This is a genomic window from Streptomyces sp. NPDC090127 (assembly GCF_044746945.1).
Classification (GTDB): Bacteria; Actinomycetota; Actinomycetes; order Streptomycetales; family Streptomycetaceae; genus Streptomyces.
Genome location: NZ_JBIVDE010000008.1, coordinates 100,089 through 117,473 on the forward strand (window position 1 = coordinate 100,089; position 17,385 = coordinate 117,473).

At 73.7% G+C, this 17,385-nt stretch carries 16 protein-coding genes; 7 read left to right on the forward strand and 9 right to left on the reverse strand.

From position 1 onward, the window contains the following. Positions 1 to 275: 275 nt before the first annotated feature. The gene (locus tag ACIPPS_RS27145) at positions 276 to 968 is read right to left on the reverse strand and encodes a metal-dependent transcriptional regulator (protein ID WP_401437050.1); all 693 of its coding nucleotides are present in this window, start codon (positions 966 to 968) and stop codon (positions 276 to 278) included. Between the two features lie 160 nt (positions 969 to 1,128). Between ACIPPS_RS27145 and ACIPPS_RS27150 the strand changes: the two genes are divergently transcribed. Next, positions 1,129 to 1,896, forward strand: a complete 768-nt coding sequence (locus tag ACIPPS_RS27150; protein WP_401437052.1) for an SIS domain-containing protein — start codon at positions 1,129 to 1,131, stop codon at positions 1,894 to 1,896. Between the two features lie 101 nt (positions 1,897 to 1,997). Here ACIPPS_RS27150 and ACIPPS_RS27155 read toward each other — a convergent pair whose 3' ends face one another. Further along, positions 1,998 to 3,179 carry an ATP-binding protein gene (locus tag ACIPPS_RS27155; RefSeq protein ID WP_401437725.1) on the reverse strand — a complete coding sequence of 394 codons (1,182 nt, stop codon included), beginning with the start codon at positions 3,177 to 3,179 and terminating at the stop codon, positions 1,998 to 2,000. Between the two features lie 68 nt (positions 3,180 to 3,247). Further along, complete coding sequence (locus ACIPPS_RS27160; RefSeq protein ID WP_401437055.1) at positions 3,248 to 3,907, reverse strand: response regulator transcription factor; 660 nt, start codon at positions 3,905 to 3,907, stop codon at positions 3,248 to 3,250. 88 nt (positions 3,908 to 3,995) lie between these two features. On the opposite strand from ACIPPS_RS27160, the gene ACIPPS_RS27165 reads away from it, so the two are divergent. The 4 genes from ACIPPS_RS27165 to ACIPPS_RS27180 are packed head-to-tail and all read left to right on the forward strand — an operon-like array spanning position 3,996 to position 7,508. Next, positions 3,996 to 4,532, forward strand: coding sequence for a hypothetical protein (locus tag ACIPPS_RS27165; RefSeq protein WP_401437057.1), 537 nt, complete (start codon positions 3,996 to 3,998; stop codon positions 4,530 to 4,532). Then, a complete protein-coding gene (locus tag ACIPPS_RS27170) occupies positions 4,529 to 5,593 on the forward strand; it encodes an efflux RND transporter periplasmic adaptor subunit (RefSeq protein WP_401437060.1) in 1,065 nt (354 codons plus the stop codon). The genes ACIPPS_RS27165 and ACIPPS_RS27170 overlap by 4 nt, the downstream gene beginning before the upstream one ends. Beyond that, a complete protein-coding gene (locus ACIPPS_RS27175; RefSeq protein WP_401437063.1) occupies positions 5,590 to 6,279 on the forward strand; it encodes an ABC transporter ATP-binding protein in 690 nt (229 codons plus the stop codon). The genes ACIPPS_RS27170 and ACIPPS_RS27175 overlap by 4 nt, the downstream gene beginning before the upstream one ends. Continuing rightward, positions 6,276 to 7,508, forward strand: a complete 1,233-nt coding sequence (locus ACIPPS_RS27180) for an ABC transporter permease (RefSeq protein WP_401437066.1) — start codon at positions 6,276 to 6,278, stop codon at positions 7,506 to 7,508. Before ACIPPS_RS27175 ends, ACIPPS_RS27180 begins: the two co-directional genes overlap by 4 nt. A 265-nt stretch (positions 7,509 to 7,773) precedes the next feature. On the opposite strand, the gene ACIPPS_RS27185 is transcribed toward ACIPPS_RS27180, so the two are convergent. From ACIPPS_RS27185 to ACIPPS_RS27200, 4 genes are all read right to left on the reverse strand, one after another. Beyond that, entirely contained in the window at positions 7,774 to 9,141 is a 1,368-nt protein-coding gene (locus ACIPPS_RS27185) for a PAS domain-containing protein (RefSeq protein WP_401437069.1), read from the reverse strand. Positions 9,142 to 9,596: 455 nt separating this feature from the next. Further along, entirely contained in the window at positions 9,597 to 10,514 is a 918-nt protein-coding gene (locus ACIPPS_RS27190) for an ABC transporter permease (RefSeq protein WP_401437072.1), read from the reverse strand. Further along, positions 10,511 to 11,485: an ABC transporter ATP-binding protein gene (locus tag ACIPPS_RS27195; RefSeq protein WP_401437075.1), complete on the reverse strand. Its 975-nt coding sequence runs from the start codon at positions 11,483 to 11,485 to the stop codon at positions 10,511 to 10,513. The genes ACIPPS_RS27190 and ACIPPS_RS27195 overlap by 4 nt, the downstream gene beginning before the upstream one ends. Before the next feature lies 1 nt (position 11,486). Then, positions 11,487 to 12,293, reverse strand: a complete 807-nt coding sequence (locus tag ACIPPS_RS27200) for an ABC transporter permease (RefSeq protein WP_401437078.1) — start codon at positions 12,291 to 12,293, stop codon at positions 11,487 to 11,489. 191 nt (positions 12,294 to 12,484) lie between these two features. Between ACIPPS_RS27200 and ACIPPS_RS27205 the strand changes: the two genes are divergently transcribed. Then, on the forward strand, positions 12,485 to 13,363 hold the full coding sequence (locus ACIPPS_RS27205) for a winged helix-turn-helix transcriptional regulator (RefSeq protein WP_401437081.1): 879 nt from the start codon (positions 12,485 to 12,487) through the stop codon (positions 13,361 to 13,363). Positions 13,364 to 13,437: 74 nt separating this feature from the next. On the opposite strand, the gene pdxH is transcribed toward ACIPPS_RS27205, so the two are convergent. Then, on the reverse strand, positions 13,438 to 14,100 hold the full coding sequence (gene pdxH, locus ACIPPS_RS27210; protein WP_401437727.1) for a pyridoxamine 5'-phosphate oxidase: 663 nt from the start codon (positions 14,098 to 14,100) through the stop codon (positions 13,438 to 13,440). Between the two features lie 291 nt (positions 14,101 to 14,391). Between pdxH and ACIPPS_RS27215 the strand changes: the two genes are divergently transcribed. Next, entirely contained in the window at positions 14,392 to 15,501 is a 1,110-nt protein-coding gene (locus tag ACIPPS_RS27215; RefSeq protein WP_401437084.1) for a citrate synthase 2, read from the forward strand. A gap of 484 nt (positions 15,502 to 15,985) precedes the next feature. On the opposite strand, the gene ACIPPS_RS27220 is transcribed toward ACIPPS_RS27215, so the two are convergent. Next, the gene (locus tag ACIPPS_RS27220) at positions 15,986 to 17,113 is read right to left on the reverse strand and encodes an isopenicillin N synthase family dioxygenase (protein ID WP_401437087.1); all 1,128 of its coding nucleotides are present in this window, start codon (positions 17,111 to 17,113) and stop codon (positions 15,986 to 15,988) included. Between the last annotated feature and the right edge of the window lie 272 nt (positions 17,114 to 17,385).

Genomic DNA, 17,385 nt, shown 5'->3' on the forward strand with positions numbered 1-17,385 from the left:
CCGACGACTCCATCGCCCCCACCCCTCCCCGGCCCGACGAACCGAACCCAGCGTGGCACGCCGAGGGGCGCGGGCGTGGCGATTCCGCCGTAAAACGGGCTGGGGGCGCGTTTCGGGGGCGCACTCGGCCCCGGAACGGGGCATCCGGCCGCACGCCCGGCGCCGGAAACGGCGCACGGGGAGACGCGATCGGCGCATGTGGAGACCCCACGATCGGCGCCGTAAGCGCGCGCGTCCGGGGTGCCGCGCGCCCGATGCCGGGCGCGCGGTCGTCGCTAGCGCTTCGCGACGAAGACGTGGGCCGCGACCTCGGAGTCCAGCTCGGCCGCCTCGCCGCTGCTGCCGACCAGGATGCCGCCCGCCGACTCCGTCACGCTCACCACGGAACCGGGCTGCACGCCCGCCCGACGCAGCGTGTACATCAGCTGGGCGTCCGTCTGGATCGGCTCGCCGATCCGGCGCACGATCACCGTCTTGCCGTCCGCGCCCGCGTCCAGGTCGGCGAGCGAGACCATGGAGTCGTCCAGGAAGGCCTCCGCCTCGGCCTTCTCGCCCAGCTCCTCCAGGCCCGGGATGGGGTTGCCGTACGGCGACTCCGTCGGGTGCCGCAGCAGCTCCAGAACGCGCCGCTCCACGGCCTCGCTCATCACGTGCTCCCAGCGACAGGCCTCGGCGTGGACCTGCTCCCACTCCAGACCGATCACGTCGACGAGGAGGCACTCCGCGAGGCGGTGCTTGCGCATCACGCGCGTCGCGAGACGCCGGCCCTCGTCCGTCAGCTCCAGATGCCGGTCGCTGGCGACGGCCACCAGACCGTCCCGCTCCATTCGAGCCACCGTCTGGCTGACCGTGGGGCCGCTCTGATCGAGCCGCTCCGCGATCCGGGCGCGCATGGGGACCACACCTTCCTCTTCCAGTTCGAGGATGGTGCGGAGATACATCTCCGTGGTGTCGATCAGTCCGGACATACGTGCCCCTCGATGAGTCGTGCGCTGGCCCTGCACCAATTCTGACGCATCCCACCGACAACCGTGCCGCGCGGGGGAAACGCCGGGCAAAGACGGTATTGACAGAGCAATGGTCCAGACCGCACGGTGATCCGCGACACGACGACAAGGAGCTTCCGCAATGGGCGACAGCGCGCGCGAGTCCAAGCTGGCAGGGCAGTTCTTCGATGCCGCGATCGGCCTGCTCCAGCAGGTCCGCGATGAGGACTCCGCGGAGATCGCCGCCGCCGGGACCGCGATCGCCGAGACGGTCGCCGCGGGCGGCCGGCTCTTCGCCTTCGGCGCGGGCCACTCCTCGCTGGCCGCCCAGGACGTCGTCTACCGGGCGGGCGGGCTGGCCCTGATGAACCTGCTGGCCGTCCCCGGGGTCGTCGGCGTCGACGTCATGCCGGCGACGCTCGGCTCGGCCCTGGAGCGGGTGGACGGCCTCGCGGGCGCGGTGCTCGACTCCTCGCCCGCCAAGGCGGGCGACGTCCTGATCATCATCTCCCTCTCCGGCCGCAACGCCCTGCCCGTCGAGATGGCGATGAACGCGCGCGCCCTCGGCCTGACGGTGATCGGGGTCACCTCCGTGGCGTACGCGACGGAGACGAAGTCCCGGCACGTCTCGGGGACGTACCTGAAGGACCACTGCGACATCGTCCTCGACTCGCGGATCGCGATCGGCGACGCCGAGCTGACCCACGAGGGCATCGAGGCGCCGTTCGCACCGGCCTCCACGGTCGTCACCAGCGCCCTGATGCAGGCCACGATGGCCGCGGCGGCGGAGGAGCTGGTCCGCCTGGGCATCGAGCCGCCGCTGCTGCGCTCGGGGAACGTCGACGGCGGGCACGAGTGGAACGGCCGCGTGATGACGGAGTACGGCGACCGGATCTTCTTCCGGCACTGAGTCCGGTACGGAGTCGGGTGACCGGACCCGCGCCGGGGCAGCCCGTACGGAGTCGGGTGACCGGGCCCGCGCCCGGGCCCGTACGGCCGCGCGCCTCGGCCTCATGGCCGAAACCGCACCCGGACCGTCAGGCCGCCGCCCTGGGCGTTGGCCGTCGCCGTCGCCGTCGCCTCGTGGGCCCGGGCGATGGAGTCGACGATCGACAGGCCCAGGCCCACCCCCTCGCCCGGGGCCCGGGTGCGGGCGGAGAGGCGGCGGAAGGGCTCGAAGAGCAGCGGCACGGTGTCGGCCGGGACCACGGGCCCGGTGTTCGACACCTCGATGCCCCCGGGGCCCGTACGGACCGCCACCCGCCCGCCCGGGACGTTGTGCCGCACCGCGTTCGCGACCAGGTTGTGCGCCATCCGGTCCAGGAGGACCGCGTCGCCGAAGACCGCCAGCGGCCGGGTGTCCACCGAGACGGTGATCCCGCGCTCGGCCGCCTCGGCCGCCAGCGCCTCCGCCGCGCGGGCGGCGACCTCGTGGACCGCCACCGGCCGGCGCTCCAGCAGCCCCTGCTCGCAGGAGGCGAGCAACAGCAGCCCCTCGATGGTCCGTTCGCTGGAGTCGGCGACCTCGATCAGCTTCTCCCGGATCCGGGCGACCCGCTCGGGACCCGGGTCCCCCGCGAGCCCGATCTCGGCCGCCGCCCGCTGCACGGCGACCGGCGTGCGCAGCTCGTGTGCCGCGTTGGCCGCGAACCGCTGCTGCGCCGACACCAGCCGCTCCATCCTGCCGAGCATCCCGTCGAAGGTGTCCGCCAGCCGCTTCAGCTCCCCCGGCGGCCCGCCCATGGCGATCCTCTCGTGCAGGTTCTCCCCGGAGAGTCGGCGGGCGGTCTCCGTGATCACGGCGACCGGGCGGAGCACCCGGCCCGCCATCCACCAGGCGAGCACGACGGAGAGGACGGCGTACGCGGCGAGGACGAGCAGGGAGACGGTGAGGAGCCGCTCCAGGGCGGCGCTCTCGGCCGCGTCGCTCAGCGTCCGGGTGACCGCCATCCCCTGCGTCACGCCCGGCGGCATGGGGCCCGGGCTCGCGGGCACGGCCTCCTGCCACAGCGGGCTGGGCGTGGCGGAGGGCAGTTCGAGGCGCTGGGCGGGCACGGCCGTCGTCATGGCGACGCTGATCGACGAGTACAGCCCCTCCTTCACCAGGAGGTACACCACTCCGGTGAGCAGCGCGCCCGCGAGGAGCAGGAGCCCGCCGTAGAGGGCCGTCAGGCGGGCCCGTTCGCCGGCCATGGCGGTGCGTACCGCGGTCCGCAGGTCCGCGGCCCTCATGACGGCCGCGGTCCGCAGGTCCGCCGCCCTCATGACACGATCCGGTAGCCCGCGCCGGACACCGTCTCCACGACCGGCGGCTCGCCGAGCTTGGCGCGGAGCTTGCTCAGGGTGACCCGTACGGCGTTGGTGCGGTAGCTGGTGTGCTCCTCCCACACCTGCTCGATCAGGTCCTCACCGCTCACGACCGCGCCCTCGGCGCGCAGCAGCGCCTCCAGCACCGCGAACTCCTTGCGGGACAGGTGCAGATGCCGTCCCTCGCGGCTGGCCTGGCGGCGGGCGGTGTCCAGGACGATCCCGGCGCGTTCGAGGACCGGCGGCAGCGCGGGGCGGGCGCGGCGGCCCAGGGCGAGGACCCGGGCGAGCAGCTCGTCGTAGGCGAAGGGCTTGGCCAGGTAGTCGTCGGCGCCGAGGCCGAGGCCCTCGACCCGGTCCCGTACCGTCCCGGCCGCCGTCAGCATCAGGACCCGGGTCATCAGCCGCTGCTCGACGACCCGGCGGCAGACGTCGTCGCCGTGGATCCCGGGCAGGTCGCGGTCGAGGACCATCACGTCGTACTCCCCGAACCGGAGCTTGCGCAGGGCCTCCAGGCCGTCGGCCGCGACGTCCACGGCGAGCGCGTCGCGGCGCAGCCCCTCGGCGATCATCTCGGCGAGAAACGCCTCGTCCTCCACCACCAGTACGCGCATGGCTCCTGTCTATCGGACCAGGCCTTTCGTCTTTGTAAACCGATCCGCTGAGAGAAACGAAACACCTCGTACGCGCACGCTGCCGCCCATGACGACGACCACGAGCACGAGCCCGAGCACCCCCACCCGACGTCCCCGCGAGACCTTCCAGCTGGCCGCCGCGGCCTCGCTGGCCGCCCTCTGCCTCCTGACCGTCACCGCCTGTTCCTCCGGCGGTGACGACAAGGGGGCGGGCCGGACCGTCAGCGACGAGGGCAAGAAGGCCGATCAGGCCCTGGAGCACCGCACGTGCCTGCGCGAGCAGGGCCTCGACGTGCCGGAGCCCAAGCCGGGCGAGGAGGGCGTGGGGCTGACCATCGGCGGCGACGGCATGTCGAAGGAGAAGATGGAGAAGGCGTTCAAGGCCTGTCAGGGCAAGGGCGGCGCCGGCATGGGCAAGGAGATGACCCAGGCCGACAAGGACAAGATGATCAAGTACGCCCAGTGCATGCGGAAGAACGGCTTCGACATGCCCGACCCGACCTTCGGCGGCGGCGGGATGACGGCGGCGCGGCCGATGCCGCAGGGCGAGGACGCCAAGAAGTTCGACAAGGCGAACAAGGCCTGCGAGAGCGTGACGCGATGAGCCGCCGCAAGCTGGTGGCCGCCCTCGCGACGATTGCCGTCGTCGCGGGCGGGGCCGTGGCGGTGACCGCGCTCGCCGCCCCCGACAAGGGCGGGCGGGAGGCCGTGGCGGACGCGGGGCCGCCGCCCGCGACGGCCCCGATCACCCGGGGCGACCTGAGCGACAGCTCCCAGCAGGACGGCACGCTCGGCCACCTCGGCGAGCGGAAGATCAACGGGGGGCCGACCGGGATCCTCACCCGGATCGCGTCGGCCGGCTCCACCGTCGAGCGCGACGAGCCGCTGTACGAGGTCGACGGCAGGCCCGTCCGGCTGATGTACGGCGCCGAGCCGATGTACCGGACCCTGAGGACCGGCGACGAGGGCAAGGACGTCCGGCAGCTGGAGGAGAACCTCGCCGCCCTCGGCTACGTCGGCTTCACGGTGGACGAGGAGTACACCGCCAAGACCGCCGCCGCCGTCAAGCGCTGGCAGAAGTCCCACGACCAGAAGCAGACGGGCACGGTCGGCCCCGACGCCGTCGCGTTCGCCGGCAGCGCCGTCCGCGTCAAGGAGGCGGGCGCGGCCACCGGCGACCAGGTGGGGCCGGGGCGGCCGGTGCTCACGGTGACCGGCTCGGAGCGGGTCGTACGGTTCAAGGTGCCGGTCTCGGACGCCGGTTCGGCGAAGACGGGGACCCGGGTCACCGTCCAGCTGCCGGACGGCACCACGGCACCGGGCAAGGTGTCGTCGGTCGGGAGGACGGCCTCGTCGGGCGACGACCCGCAGGACCGGACCCCGAAGATCGACATCACGGTCTCCTTCGACGTGCCGGGCAAGGTCACGGGCGTCGACCAGTCCCCGGTCACCGTCGACCTCGCCGGGGAGACGAGGAACGACGTGCTGTCCGTACCCGTCAACGCGCTGCTCGCGCTGCCCGGCGGCGGCTTCGGCGTCCAGGTCGTGGAGAACGGCCGGACCCGGGACGTCGAGGTCGAGCTCGGGATGTTCGGCCAGGGCCGGGTGGAGATCAGCGGCGACGGCGTGCGCGAGGGCATGAAGGTCGGGGTGCCGTCCGTATGACCACGGTCGTCAGGCTCCGCGGGGTCACCAAGGAGTACGCGGGCGGCGTCCGGGCCCTCGACGGCGTGGACCTCACGGTCGGCGCGGGCGAACTGCTCGGCATCGTCGGCCCGTCCGGGTCCGGCAAGTCCACCCTGCTGCACATCGTCGGCACCCTGGACCGGCCCAGCGACGGGACGGTGGAGATCGCGGGCCACGACGTGGCCGCGCTGACGGACCGCCGGCTGTCCGCGCTGCGCTCGCGCCACATCGGCTTCGTCTTCCAGGCCTTCCATCTGGTGCCCGGGGTGGGCGCGCTGGAGAACGTCGCCGAGGGGCTGCTGTACTCGGGGCTCCCCCGGGCGCGGCGGCGCGCCATGGCCGCGGACGCCCTCGCCCGTGTCGGGCTCGCCGACCGGATGAGGCACCGGCCGCACGAGCTGTCGGGCGGGCAGAAGCAGCGGGTCGCCATCGCCCGCGCGGTGGTGGGCGAACCCGACCTGCTGCTCGCCGACGAGCCGACGGGCGCGCTGGACTCGGCGTCCGGGGAGGCGGTCATGGACCTGCTGCACGCGCTGAACGAGCAGGGCGCGACGATCGCCGTCATCACCCACGACACGGAGATCGCCGGCCGGCTGCCACGCCAGGTCCGGATCCGCGACGGACGGATCGTGGCGGACACGGCGCGTGGGAAGGTCGCGGCGTGAGGGGGCGACGCGGATTGAAGGCCGCGCGGCTCGGACCGCGGCGAGGGTTGAAGGCCGCGCGGCTCGGGCCGCGGGACGTGCTCCACGTCGGTTCGGCCGGGCTGCGCAGTCGGCCCGTGCGGGTGGTGCTCTCGGCGCTGGGCATCGCGATCGGGATCGCCACCATGATCGCGGTCGTCGGCATATCGGCTTCCAGCCAGGCCCAGTTGATGCGGCAGCTGGACGCCCTCGGCACGAACATGCTGGTCGCCAAGCCGGGCGAGGGGATGTTCAGCGGTCAGCAGGTCAAGCTGCCCAAGGACGCCGTCGGCATGGTCGGCCGGATCGACGGCGTCGAGGAGGCCGGCGCGACCGCCGACCTCGACCGCACGGTCCGGCGCTCCGAGAAGATCCCCGAGGGCGAGACGGGCGGGATCGCCGTCAAGGCCGCCACGGAACGGCTGCTCGCCGTCCTGCGCGGCGGAACCGCCTCCGGCACCTGGCTGAACGCCGCCAACGGCCGGTACCCGTCCGTGGTCCTGGGCCATGTCGCGGCCGAGCGGCTCGGCATCACCGAGCCCGGGCGGCAGGTCTGGATCGACGACCGGTACTTCACCGTCGTCGGCATCCTCGACCCGCTGCCGCTCGCGCCCGAGATCGAGCGCTCGGCGCTGGTCGGCTGGGAGGGCGCGCAGAAGCTGCTCGGCTTCGACGGGCATCCGACGGCGGTGTACGAGCGGTCCACCGACGCGTCCGTACGGACCGTCCAGGAGCTGCTCGCCCCGACGATCGACCCGGAGAACCCGCAGAACGTGTCGGTCGGCGACCCGTCGGCGGCGCTCCAGGCGAAGGCGGCGACCGAGGGGGCCTTCTCTACCCTGCTGCTCGGGCTCGGCGGGATCGCCCTGCTCGTGGGCGGTGTCGGCGTCGCCAACACCATGATCATCTCGGTCCTGGAACGCCGCCACGAGATCGGTCTGCGCCGCTCCCTGGGTGCGACCAGGGGGCAGATCAGGATCCAGTTCGTGACGGAGTCCCTGATGCTGTCGGGCCTCGGCGGCCTGGCGGGCGTGGCGCTCGGCGGGGCGGCGACGGGCGTGTACGCGTACACCGGCGGGCTGCCGTGGGTGGTGCCGCCCTGGGCGGTGGGCGGCGGCTTCGGCGCCACACTCGTGATCGGGACGGTGGCGGGGCTCTACCCGGCTGTGAGGGCGTCGAGGCTGTCCCCGACGCTTGCGCTCCAGGCGTAGGGGCGCGGGGGGCGGGGGCGGGCGTCGGCGCGCCGAGCAAGGCGGGGCGGGGCCGCGCAGGGACAGGTGCCGCGCCGGGAGGGCGTCGGGGGAGAAGGGGCGGGGGCGGGGTGCATGCGAGCGCCCCGCCCCCGCCCCGCGTAGCAGCCTCTTCGCCCCCGCTCCCGTCACCACGGTCGAGCGGCGTCCTCAGGACGGGCGCGAGTCCTCAGGACGGGCCGGCGTCCTCAGGACGGGCGCGTGTCCCCAGGACGGGCCCGCGTCCTCAGGACGGGCCGGTGGCTCCGTCGCGTGCCGGGTCGCCTCCCGCGCACATGCCCGCCAGGTCCAGCGAGGCCGCGACCCGTCCCGCCACGGCCTCCGCGAAGACCGCGTCCGGGCGCTCGAAGGGCGTGCGGGAGGCCGACCGGAGGAACGTCACCGCCCCCACCGTCCTCCCCCGGCTGCGCAGGGGCAGGCAGAGCGCGTGGACCGCGGCGCGCGGCCAGAGTCGCTCCGTCGCCCAGTCCTCGGCGGCCTGCGAGCCGCCGGCGGCGGTCGCCGACGCCCGCACCGGGCCCCTGCGGGACAGGGCCTGGACGACCGGGTGGCCCGAGGGGTAGCGCAGCGGGATGCCCCCGCCCGCGACCGGCACCACCGGGCCCGGCTCACCCGCCGGTGTCGACGCCACCCGCACGAGCCGGCGCTCGCCGGCCGTGACGTCGACGAGCGCGTGGTCGGCGAAGCCCGCGAGGGCGAAGTCGAGGAGGACCGTCGCCGCCTCCCTCGGGTCCTCGCACTCGGCGGCGACCGCCCCGGCCCGGTGCAGCTGGCTGTACCGGAAGCGCAGCCGGTCCGCCTCCTGCTCGGCCAGCCGCTCCTCCGTCACGTCCTGGAACAGCCAGCCCACGCCGAGTGGCACCGGTTCCTCCGCGAGCGGCGACGACAGCCGGACGAACCCGCTGCGCCAGCACCGGCGCCGCTCGCCGTCCGGTGTCCTCAACGTCACCCACACCTCGGCCGGAGCCTTCGGCGCGCCCTCCGCGAGCACGTGCTCCAGGGCGGACTCCAGGTCCTCCACCCCCTGCGCGACGACCTCTCCGAGCGGCCGCCCGAGCAGCGTGGTCCGCCCGGCGCCCATGACGCGGGCCGCGTACCCGTTGACGACGGCCGGGCGCAGGTCCACGTCGACGAGGACCACCCCCCAGGCCGCGTCCTCGAAGAGCGCCTCGCTCAGCGCGATCGATCGCTCCAGGTCGATCTGGGCGTGCACCTCGCTGAAGGCGCAGTACACCCCGGCGGGCCCGCCGTCCGCGCCGCGCACCCCGGCGGACTGCGTCCGCACGAGCACGCGGCCGCCGTCCTTCCGTACCAGCGCGAACTCGTGCACCAGCCGGCCCGGCGCCTCCATCGCGGCCATCAGGCGGGCGAGCGCCTTCGCGGCGTCGGCGGGCCGCGCCGCCCACCCCTCGAACCCGCGCCGGCCGACGGCCTCCGCGGCCGACCAGCCGAGTATCCGCTCGGCCTCCTTGTTCCAGTGCGTGACGTTCCCGTCGGCGTCGAAGGCGCAGAGCGCCGCGTCCATCCCGTCGAGGAGCGCGGCGAGCAGATCATCCCCTGGCACAGACGTGGTCCCACCCCTGGCAGCACTCATCCCGGCAACCCCCTGCAGGACGGTGTACGCGCGTGCATCCGCACGCCTCGGATCATTCAACTCGAACGTGACGCAGAACACACCCGGTTCCATGAAAACGTTGCGTCCCGGAAACGAACGAGCGGACGGCGTCAGGTCGCCGCGATAAATCGCTTGAGGCTTCGCGGAAGGGTTCCTAGGCTGTGGGTACACGCTGAAAGGAGGTGATCCGAAAACATGGTTTCTTTTCGGACTCGTGAGGTGACTGCGGGCTAAGGCCTGCCGTCGCACTCTGTGCACCTCGGCAGGCCTTCTGCCGATACCCAAGCAGTCACCCGACCCGTGGGCCGCCGGTAAGTCCGGCCGGCTCTCGTCCGAACTCGAGCGGACGGGACCAAGGCCCACGGGTCGTCTGCGTTCTCCGGGGGCCGGTGGGGCCCGGGGTGGGGCCCCGGGCGATTCTCCGGGGGGATTCGCTAGGCCAGGGAGAGCTTGCCCGTGCGCTGGGACCGGGCCTCGCCCACGCGGAGGATCACCGCCGCGGCGGCGATCAGGACGGCGCTCAGCGCCGCCAGGCCGAGGAGCGTGGGGGCGAGCTCGCCGAGCGGGCGGTGCTCCAGGAGGGCGCCGCGGACCGCGATCAGACTGCCGGTGAGCGGGAAGACCGCGCCGACCAGCTGGACCGCCGTCGGCAGGGCGAAGTGCGGGAGGCGGACGCCCGAGACGAACCAGAGCGGCTCGTCCAGGATCGTGTAGAGGAACCCCGAGTCGCGCGAGAAGACCAGCAGGCTGTTGAGGAACGCGCCCCAGGCGACCGCCGGGATCAGCAGGGCCAGCAGGACGATCCCGTACATCCACCAGGCCGACACCGACAGCGTCCCGAAGCCGGTGAGCGCGGCGACGGTGAAGCAGGTCAGCAGCCAGGCGTTCTGGAGGAGGGCTCCCGCGCCGTTGGCGACCATGAGCGTGAGGCGGCCGGCCGGGGAGAGGAAGAGGAGCTCCAGGGTGCCGGTGGCGCGCTCGAAGGAGAAGTGCCAGGCGCTCTGGACGAGCGAGAAGAAGAAGGCGTACGCGAGCGTTCCGGTGGCCAGGAACGCGAGGAGACGCTCTGGGTCGGCGGCGAGCGGCCAGTTCGCGGCGGCCGGGGAGGCCGTGGCGACCGGGCGCAGCGTGTAGTAGGTGGTGGCCAGTTGGAGCACCGGCCACACCAGCATCGAGAAGACGACCATCGGCTGACCGAAGAGGCGGCGGTGCTGCTTCAGGGTCTCCGCCGCGAAGACCCGGAGCGCGTGGCGCAGTGCGCGGTGCGGGGTGGCGGACGGTTCGCGGGGGCGTTCGGTGTGCGGGGTGGCGGACGGTTCGCGGGGGCGTTCGGTGTGCGGGGTGGGGCTCATGCGTAGGCCTCCTCGCCCGTCTCCGCGAGCGCCAGGATCGCGTCCTCCAGGCTCGCCTCCGCGATCTCCAGGCCGCCGATCGAGCCGCCCGCGCCGACGATCGCGGCCGCCAGCGGGCCCGCCACGTCGTCCGGATGACGGAGGGTGAGCAACTCGCCTCCTCCGGGGAGGGGTTGTCGGGTCGCGCCGAAGCTCGCCGCGACGCCCGCCGTCGCCTCGCCCGGGTTGGTCACCGTCAGGCGGATCGTACGGTGGCTGCCGGTGGCCGCCTTCAGTTCGGCCGGGCTGCCCTCGGCGAGGTGGCGCCCCGCGGAGATCACGTACACATGGCCGCACAGCTCCTCGACCTCGGCCAGGTAGTGGGAGGTGAGGAGGACGCCCGTACCCTCCTCCGCGAGCCGGGCCACGACGCGGCGCAGGTCGCGGGCGATCGGGGCGTCCAGGCCGAGGGTGGGCTCGTCGAGGAGGAGGTAGGAGGGACGGTTGACCAGGCCCCGGGCGATGGCCAGGCGCTGGGTCATGCCGCGCGAGTACCGCTCGACCATCGTGTCGGCCGCGCCGGTCAGCCCGACCAGGCTCAGCAGATCGTCGATACGGGTGCGCAGTTCGCGCTTCGGGACGTCGTAGAGCTGGCCGAAGTACCAGAGGTTCTCGCGGCCCGTCATCCGGGTGTAGACCATGCGCTCGCCGCCCGCGATGAGGTTGATGCGGCGGCGCACCTCGCGGGCGCCCGCGACGGTGTCGAGGCCGTCGACGGCGACCGAGCCGGAGGTGGGGCGCAGCAGGGTGGCGAGGACCTTGATGGTGGTGGTCTTGCCCGCGCCGTTGAGGCCGAGCAGACCGGTGATCCTGCCCCGCGGTATGTCGAGGTCGAGGCCGTCGACCGCCCGCTTGACCTCCTTGGCCCCGAAGATCCCCTTGGTCCGTACGGGGAAGTCCTTGCGCAGGGACCGGACCTGGATGCCCGTCATGTCAGTAACTCCGTTCTACGGCGCGGGCCTCGGCCCGCGGCAGGTAGGTCAGGCCCAGGACCAGGTACGCGGCGCTCAGCAGCCCGCTCACCGCCAGGCGCGGGAGCAGCTCCGACAGCGAACCCGCGCCGCCCGTGGTCGAGGCGTGCAGGACGTCCGTGGCGGCGGTGGTGGGCAGCAGTTCGGCGAACCACCGGACCGGTTCCGGCAGATACGCGCGGGGGAAGGTGAAGCCGCCGACCAGGCCGAGGACGATGAAGACGGTGTTCTGCGAGATGTGCGCCTCCCCGGCGGCGATCATCAGCCCGCCGAGTCCGGCCGACAGCGCGAAGACGGCGACGACGAGCGCGAGGGCGCCGAGCAGCAGGCCGGCGACGGAGGACACGGGGACGGAGATGCCGAGCAGGGCGACCACGACACCGAGGGCGAGGAACTCGACCAGGCTGCTGAGGACGGCGAAGGCGGTGAACCCGGCGAGGTAGGGGAAGCGCCGGGCGGGGGCGACCAGGAGCGCGCCGAGGGTGCCCTGCCGCTGCTCGGTGATCAGCGCCTTCGCGGACCAGAGGATGAGCCGGACGGTGAACTGGAAGGCGGTCGCGCCGACGACGACGTACGCGAGGTAGGCGGTGGTGCCGCTGCCCTCGCCGAAGTCCTCGGCGACCGCCCCGCCGCCGATGGCGTGGTAGCCGAGATACGCGAGCCCGATGGCGAGCGCCGCGGGCAGGACGGTGCCGACGGCGTACGTCCATGGATAGGCGCGACGGGTCGTGAGCCAGGTGCGCCAGGCGGTCGCCCAGGCTGTGGACATGCGGGTTCCCCTCCCCGAGAGCCACGGATCGTCGGCCGTCGGTCACGGCACGCGCGAGTGAGTCTCTTTACGGAACTTACCCTGAGTTTCTATCGGGAACTCACCCGGTGCCGCAAGATGGACCGACGCATCACCACGCACCACGCAGCACCACGCACCACGCACCACGTCCGCATCCGAAGGAGGAGCGCATGGTCCGAGCCGTGCCCGAGCGCGACGCCGCCTGCGCCATCGCGCAGGGCGCCGCCGTCGTCGGCGACTGGTGGAGTCTGCTGCTCGTCCGCGAGACCGCGCGCGGACGGCACCGCTTCGACGAGCTCCAGGCCGAGCTCGGCATCTCCCGCAAGGTCCTCACCGAGCGCCTCGGCCACCTCGTCGACAGCGGTGTGCTGGACCGTGTGCCGTACCAGCAGGGGCCGGTGCGCCACGAGTACCGGCTCAGCACGGCCGGGCGCGCCCTGCTCCCCGTCCTGGTCGCCCTCCAGGACTGGTCCGACCGCTGGCTGCTCGGCGACGGGAGCCTGACCGGCTCCGCCGACGAGCACAGCGCCGAGGCCCTGCGCGTCCAGGAACTGCCCGGCACCCGGCTGCCCCGCCTGACCCTGCCGGCGCACACCGGCGACGAGCGGGACCCGGTGGACCCGGACGCCGCCGCCACCGTGCTCTTCTGCTATCCGGCGACCGGGCGGCCGAGCCCGCTGCCGACGGGCTGGGACGACATCCCCGGCGCCGTCGGCTGCACGCTGGAGAACCGGCTCTTCCAGGACGCGTACGACACGTTCACGGCCGCCGGGATCGCCGTCCACGGCGTCTCGACCCAGCGCCCCGACGAACAGCGCGCGTTCGCCGCCGCCGAGGAGATCCCGTTCCCGCTCCTCTCCGACATGGACGCCCGGCTCGCGGCGGCGCTCCGGCTGCCGACCTTCCGCGCCGGTCAGGCGCTCCGGCTCAAGCGCGCGGTGCTGGTCCTGGACCGGGAGCGGACCGTGCGGCACGCGCAGTTCCCGGTCACCGACATCCCGCACGCCGTCGAGACGGCGCTGAGCGAGGCGTCGAAGCTCTCGGGGTGATCCCGTCAGGGCGCTCGGCGGTGACCCGTCAGGGCGCGCGGGGGTGACCCGTCAGGGCGCGCGGGGGTGACCCGTCAGGGTGAGAGCCGCTCCACCCGCCACGCGCCCGCGCCGTCCGGGGCGCCGTCACCCGCGCCGCCGTCCTCGGCGCGGACGTACCGCAGCCGGTCGTGCAGCCGGTTCTCGTGGCCCTGCCAGAACTCCACGGTGTCCGGGACGACCCGGAAGCCGCCCCACTCCGGCGGCACCGGCACCTGCTCGTCCGCCGGATAGCGCGCCGCCAGCTCCGCGTAACGGGCGAGCAGCTCGTCGCGGGACTCGATCACCGAGGACTGGTGGCTGGCCCAGGCACCCAGCTGGGAGCCGTGCGGCCGGGTGCGGAAGTACGCGACGGTCTCGTCGCGGCCGGTGCGGGACGCCCGGCCCGTGACGATGACCTGGCGGGCCAGCGGATGCCAGGGGAAGAGCAGCGAGATGTGCGGATTGGCCGCCAGCTCCCCGCCCTTGCGGGAGGCGTAGTTCGTGTAGAAGACGAAACCCGCCTCGTCGTAGTGCTTCAGGAGCACCGTGCGGGAGGACGGCCGGCCGTCGGGCGTCGCCGTCGAGACGACCATCGCGTTCGGCTCGTGGATCGCCGGGCTGTTCGCGACGTCCTTGAACCAGCGTGTGAACTGTGCGATCGGTTCGGGGGCGAGGTCGGCCACAGACAGCTCCGTGGTGCGGTACTGCTCGCGCATGTCGGCGGGATCGAGGGCGTCGGTCACAGGGGTCATCCTGCCGCAGAGGCGCAGTCTGCCCGGCATCGCGGGCCGCTAATCCTTCGTCGCCGGATCGGCGCAGTGTGCCGGATGTCACGCTTCCCCGCATCAGCGGAACCGTACAGACTCTTGGGCTGGATGACTGTTGCTTCGACAGTTGCTTCGACTGTCGCCGTCCGGCCAACAGGTCCCCCGCACCGACCGACAGGTCCGTCCGACCGACAGGTCCGCCAGCACCGGATGATTGATCATCGATAGAGGAGCCGCCTGATGTCCGACTTCGTACCCGGACTCGAAGGAGTCGTCGCGTTCGAGACGGAGATCGCCGAACCCGACAAGGAGGGGGGCGCTCTTCGGTACCGCGGTGTCGACATCGAGGACCTGGTCGGTCATGTCTCGTTCGGCAACGTCTGGGGTCTCCTGGTCGACGGCGCGTTCGACCCCGGTCTGCCGCCTGCCGAGCCCTTCCCGATCCCGGTCCACTCCGGTGACATCCGCGTCGACGTGCAGTCCGCGCTCGCCATGCTCGCCCCGGTCTGGGGCCTCAAACCGCTCCTCGACATCGACGCCGAGCAGGCCCGCGACGACCTCGCCCGCGCCGCCGTCATGGCGCTGTCCTACGTCGCCCAGTCGGCGCGCGGCCAGGGCCTGCCGATGGTGCCGCAGAGCGAGATCGACAAGGCGGAGTCGGTCGTCGAGCGGTTCATGATCCGCTGGCGCGGCGAGCCCGACCCGAAGCACGTCAAGGCCGTCGACGCGTACTGGACCTCGGCCGCCGAGCACGGCATGAACGCCTCCACGTTCACCGCCCGCGTCATCGCCTCCACCGGCGCCGACGTGGCCGCCGCGCTGTCCGGCGCGGTGGGCGCCATGTCCGGACCGCTGCACGGCGGCGCCCCGTCCCGCGTGCTCGGCATGATCGAGGAGATCGAGCGGACCGGCGACGCCACGGCGTACGTGAAGAAGGCCCTGGACCAGGGCGAGCGGCTGATGGGCTTCGGCCACCGCGTCTACCGCGCCGAGGACCCGCGCGCCCGCGTCCTGCGCCGTACCGCGCGCGAGCTCGCCGCGCCGCGCTTCGAGGTCGCGGAGGCGCTGGAGAAGGCCGCCCTGGAGGAGCTGCACAACCGCCGCCCCGATCGCGTCCTCGCGACGAACGTCGAGTTCTGGGCGGCGATCGTGCTGGACTTCGCCGAGGTCCCGGCCCACATGTTCACGTCGATGTTCAGCTGCGCCCGTACGGCCGGCTGGTCGGCGCACATCCTGGAGCAGAAGCGCACGGGCCGCCTCGTGCGGCCGAGCGCCCGCTACACCGGCCCGGGCCAGCGCGACCCGCACGAGATCGCGGGCTACGCCGACCTGGCGTCGTACGCGGGCTGAGCCGGACGCGGGCGGGGCGCGGGCTGAGCCGGACGCGGGCGGGGCGCGGGCTGAGCCGGACGCGGGCGGCGGGCCGGACGCGGGCAGCGGGCCGGACGCGGGCGCCGGGCAGCGGGCCGGACGCGGCCTGCCCCCGACGCGGCCCGGACGCGACCTGGGCCGGACGCGGCCTGACCCCGACGCGGACCGGACGCGGCCTGACCCCGACGCGGGCCGGACGCGACCTGGGCCGGACGCGGCCTGACCCCGACGCGGGCCGGACGCGACCTGGGCCGGACGCGGCCTGACCCCGACGCGGACCGGACGCGACCTGGGCCGGACGCGGCCTGACCCCGACGCGGACCGGACGCGGCCTGACCCCGACGCGGCCCGGACGCGACCTGACCCCGACGCGGCCCGGACGCGACCTGGCCCGGACGCGGCCTGACCCCGACGCGGGCCGGACGCGGCCTGGCCGGGCGCGGGCCGACCGCGTCCGGCCCGCTCAGGCGGCCGTGAGCGGGCGTGCCTCCGCGAGCAGCAGGTCCGCGTGGTGGCGGGCCGCGGCCAGCGGGTGGGCGCGCAGCTTGCCCTTCAGTTCGTTGCGGCCGTACTCGGCGAAGAGCGGGTTCGCCGGGTCGGCCGTGACGCCGGGCGCCGTCGAGGCGTACGGGAAGGCCAGCGGGGCGATCCGGGCGTCGAGCCGCGGGTTGTAGAAGAACGGGACGGAGAATCGTTCCGTCGCTCCGGGCGGCGAGACCACCCGGTGGTTCGTGGCGAGCAGATAGCCGTTGGTCGCCACTTCGAGCAGCTCGCCGAGGTTGACGACGAACGCGCCCGGCAGCGGCGGCACGTCGTGGAAGAGGCCGTCCTCCCGCTCGACCTGAAGGCCGCCGACCTGGTCCTGGAGGAGCAGCGTCAGGAAGCCGTAGTCCTTGTGGGCGCCGACGCCCTGGTCGGCGCCGTCGCCCGCGCTCCCCGGATAGCGCACCAGCTTCAGGTGCGGGTGGGCCCGGTCGCCGAAGACGTCGTCGTAGAAGCCGGCGGGCGCGCCGATGGAGGCGAGCAGCTCGTGCAGCAGCCGCTCGGCGACGCCGCTGAGCCGCTCGACCCAGGTGAGCGCGGCGAGGCGCAGCTCGGGCAGGGCGGCGGGCCACTGGTTGAGCCCCTGGAGCCACCAGTAGGGGGCCTCGGCCGGGCCGGGCACGCGCGCGGGGCGCTCGGCGCCGATGTCGAGCTGGTCGCGCCAGTCGCGGGAGCCGGCGGTGCGTTCGTCGCCGATGCGGGTGTAGCCGCGGAAGTGCGGTGAGTTGGTGGTGTCGATCGCCAGCCGGTCGGCATCGGGGAGGGCGAAGAATGCCTTCGTCGCGGAGGTCAGGGCCGTCGTCTCGGCCTCGGTGACGCCGTGCCCGACGAGCTGGAAGAAGCCCACGTCGTGGGCGGCGGAGTGCAGCTGGGCGTGGAGCAGCCGGCGCGCCTGGGGGCCGCGGTCGGCGGCGGAGAGGTCCACGATCGGCAGCTGGGAGGCGTAGGGCCGCTCACTGCTCGGCCGCGAGGTGTACGGCCGGGCGTCGTCCGGCCGGGAGTCGTCCGGCTGCGAGGTGTACGGCTGGGTGTGCGCGTTCTGCGTCATGGTGTGCGTCCGCGGGGTGTACGGGGTCCCGGGCTCGCCGCCGGGGTGGGGCGGGGGCGCGGGTGCCTGAAGAAGAGGGGCTTCGAGGTCAGGCGGAGCGCCGACAGCCCATGCTCGTGACGCGGACGAAGTCCACGTGGCGACGGCGTACGAGCGACAGCATGGGACCAGCGTACTGCGGGGCGCGCGGGACGTATGTGGCGCCCGTCACGCCGCCGGGTGACCATGGACACGCGACCGCTCCAGGGGCCCGCCCGCCGCGTGCACGAGGA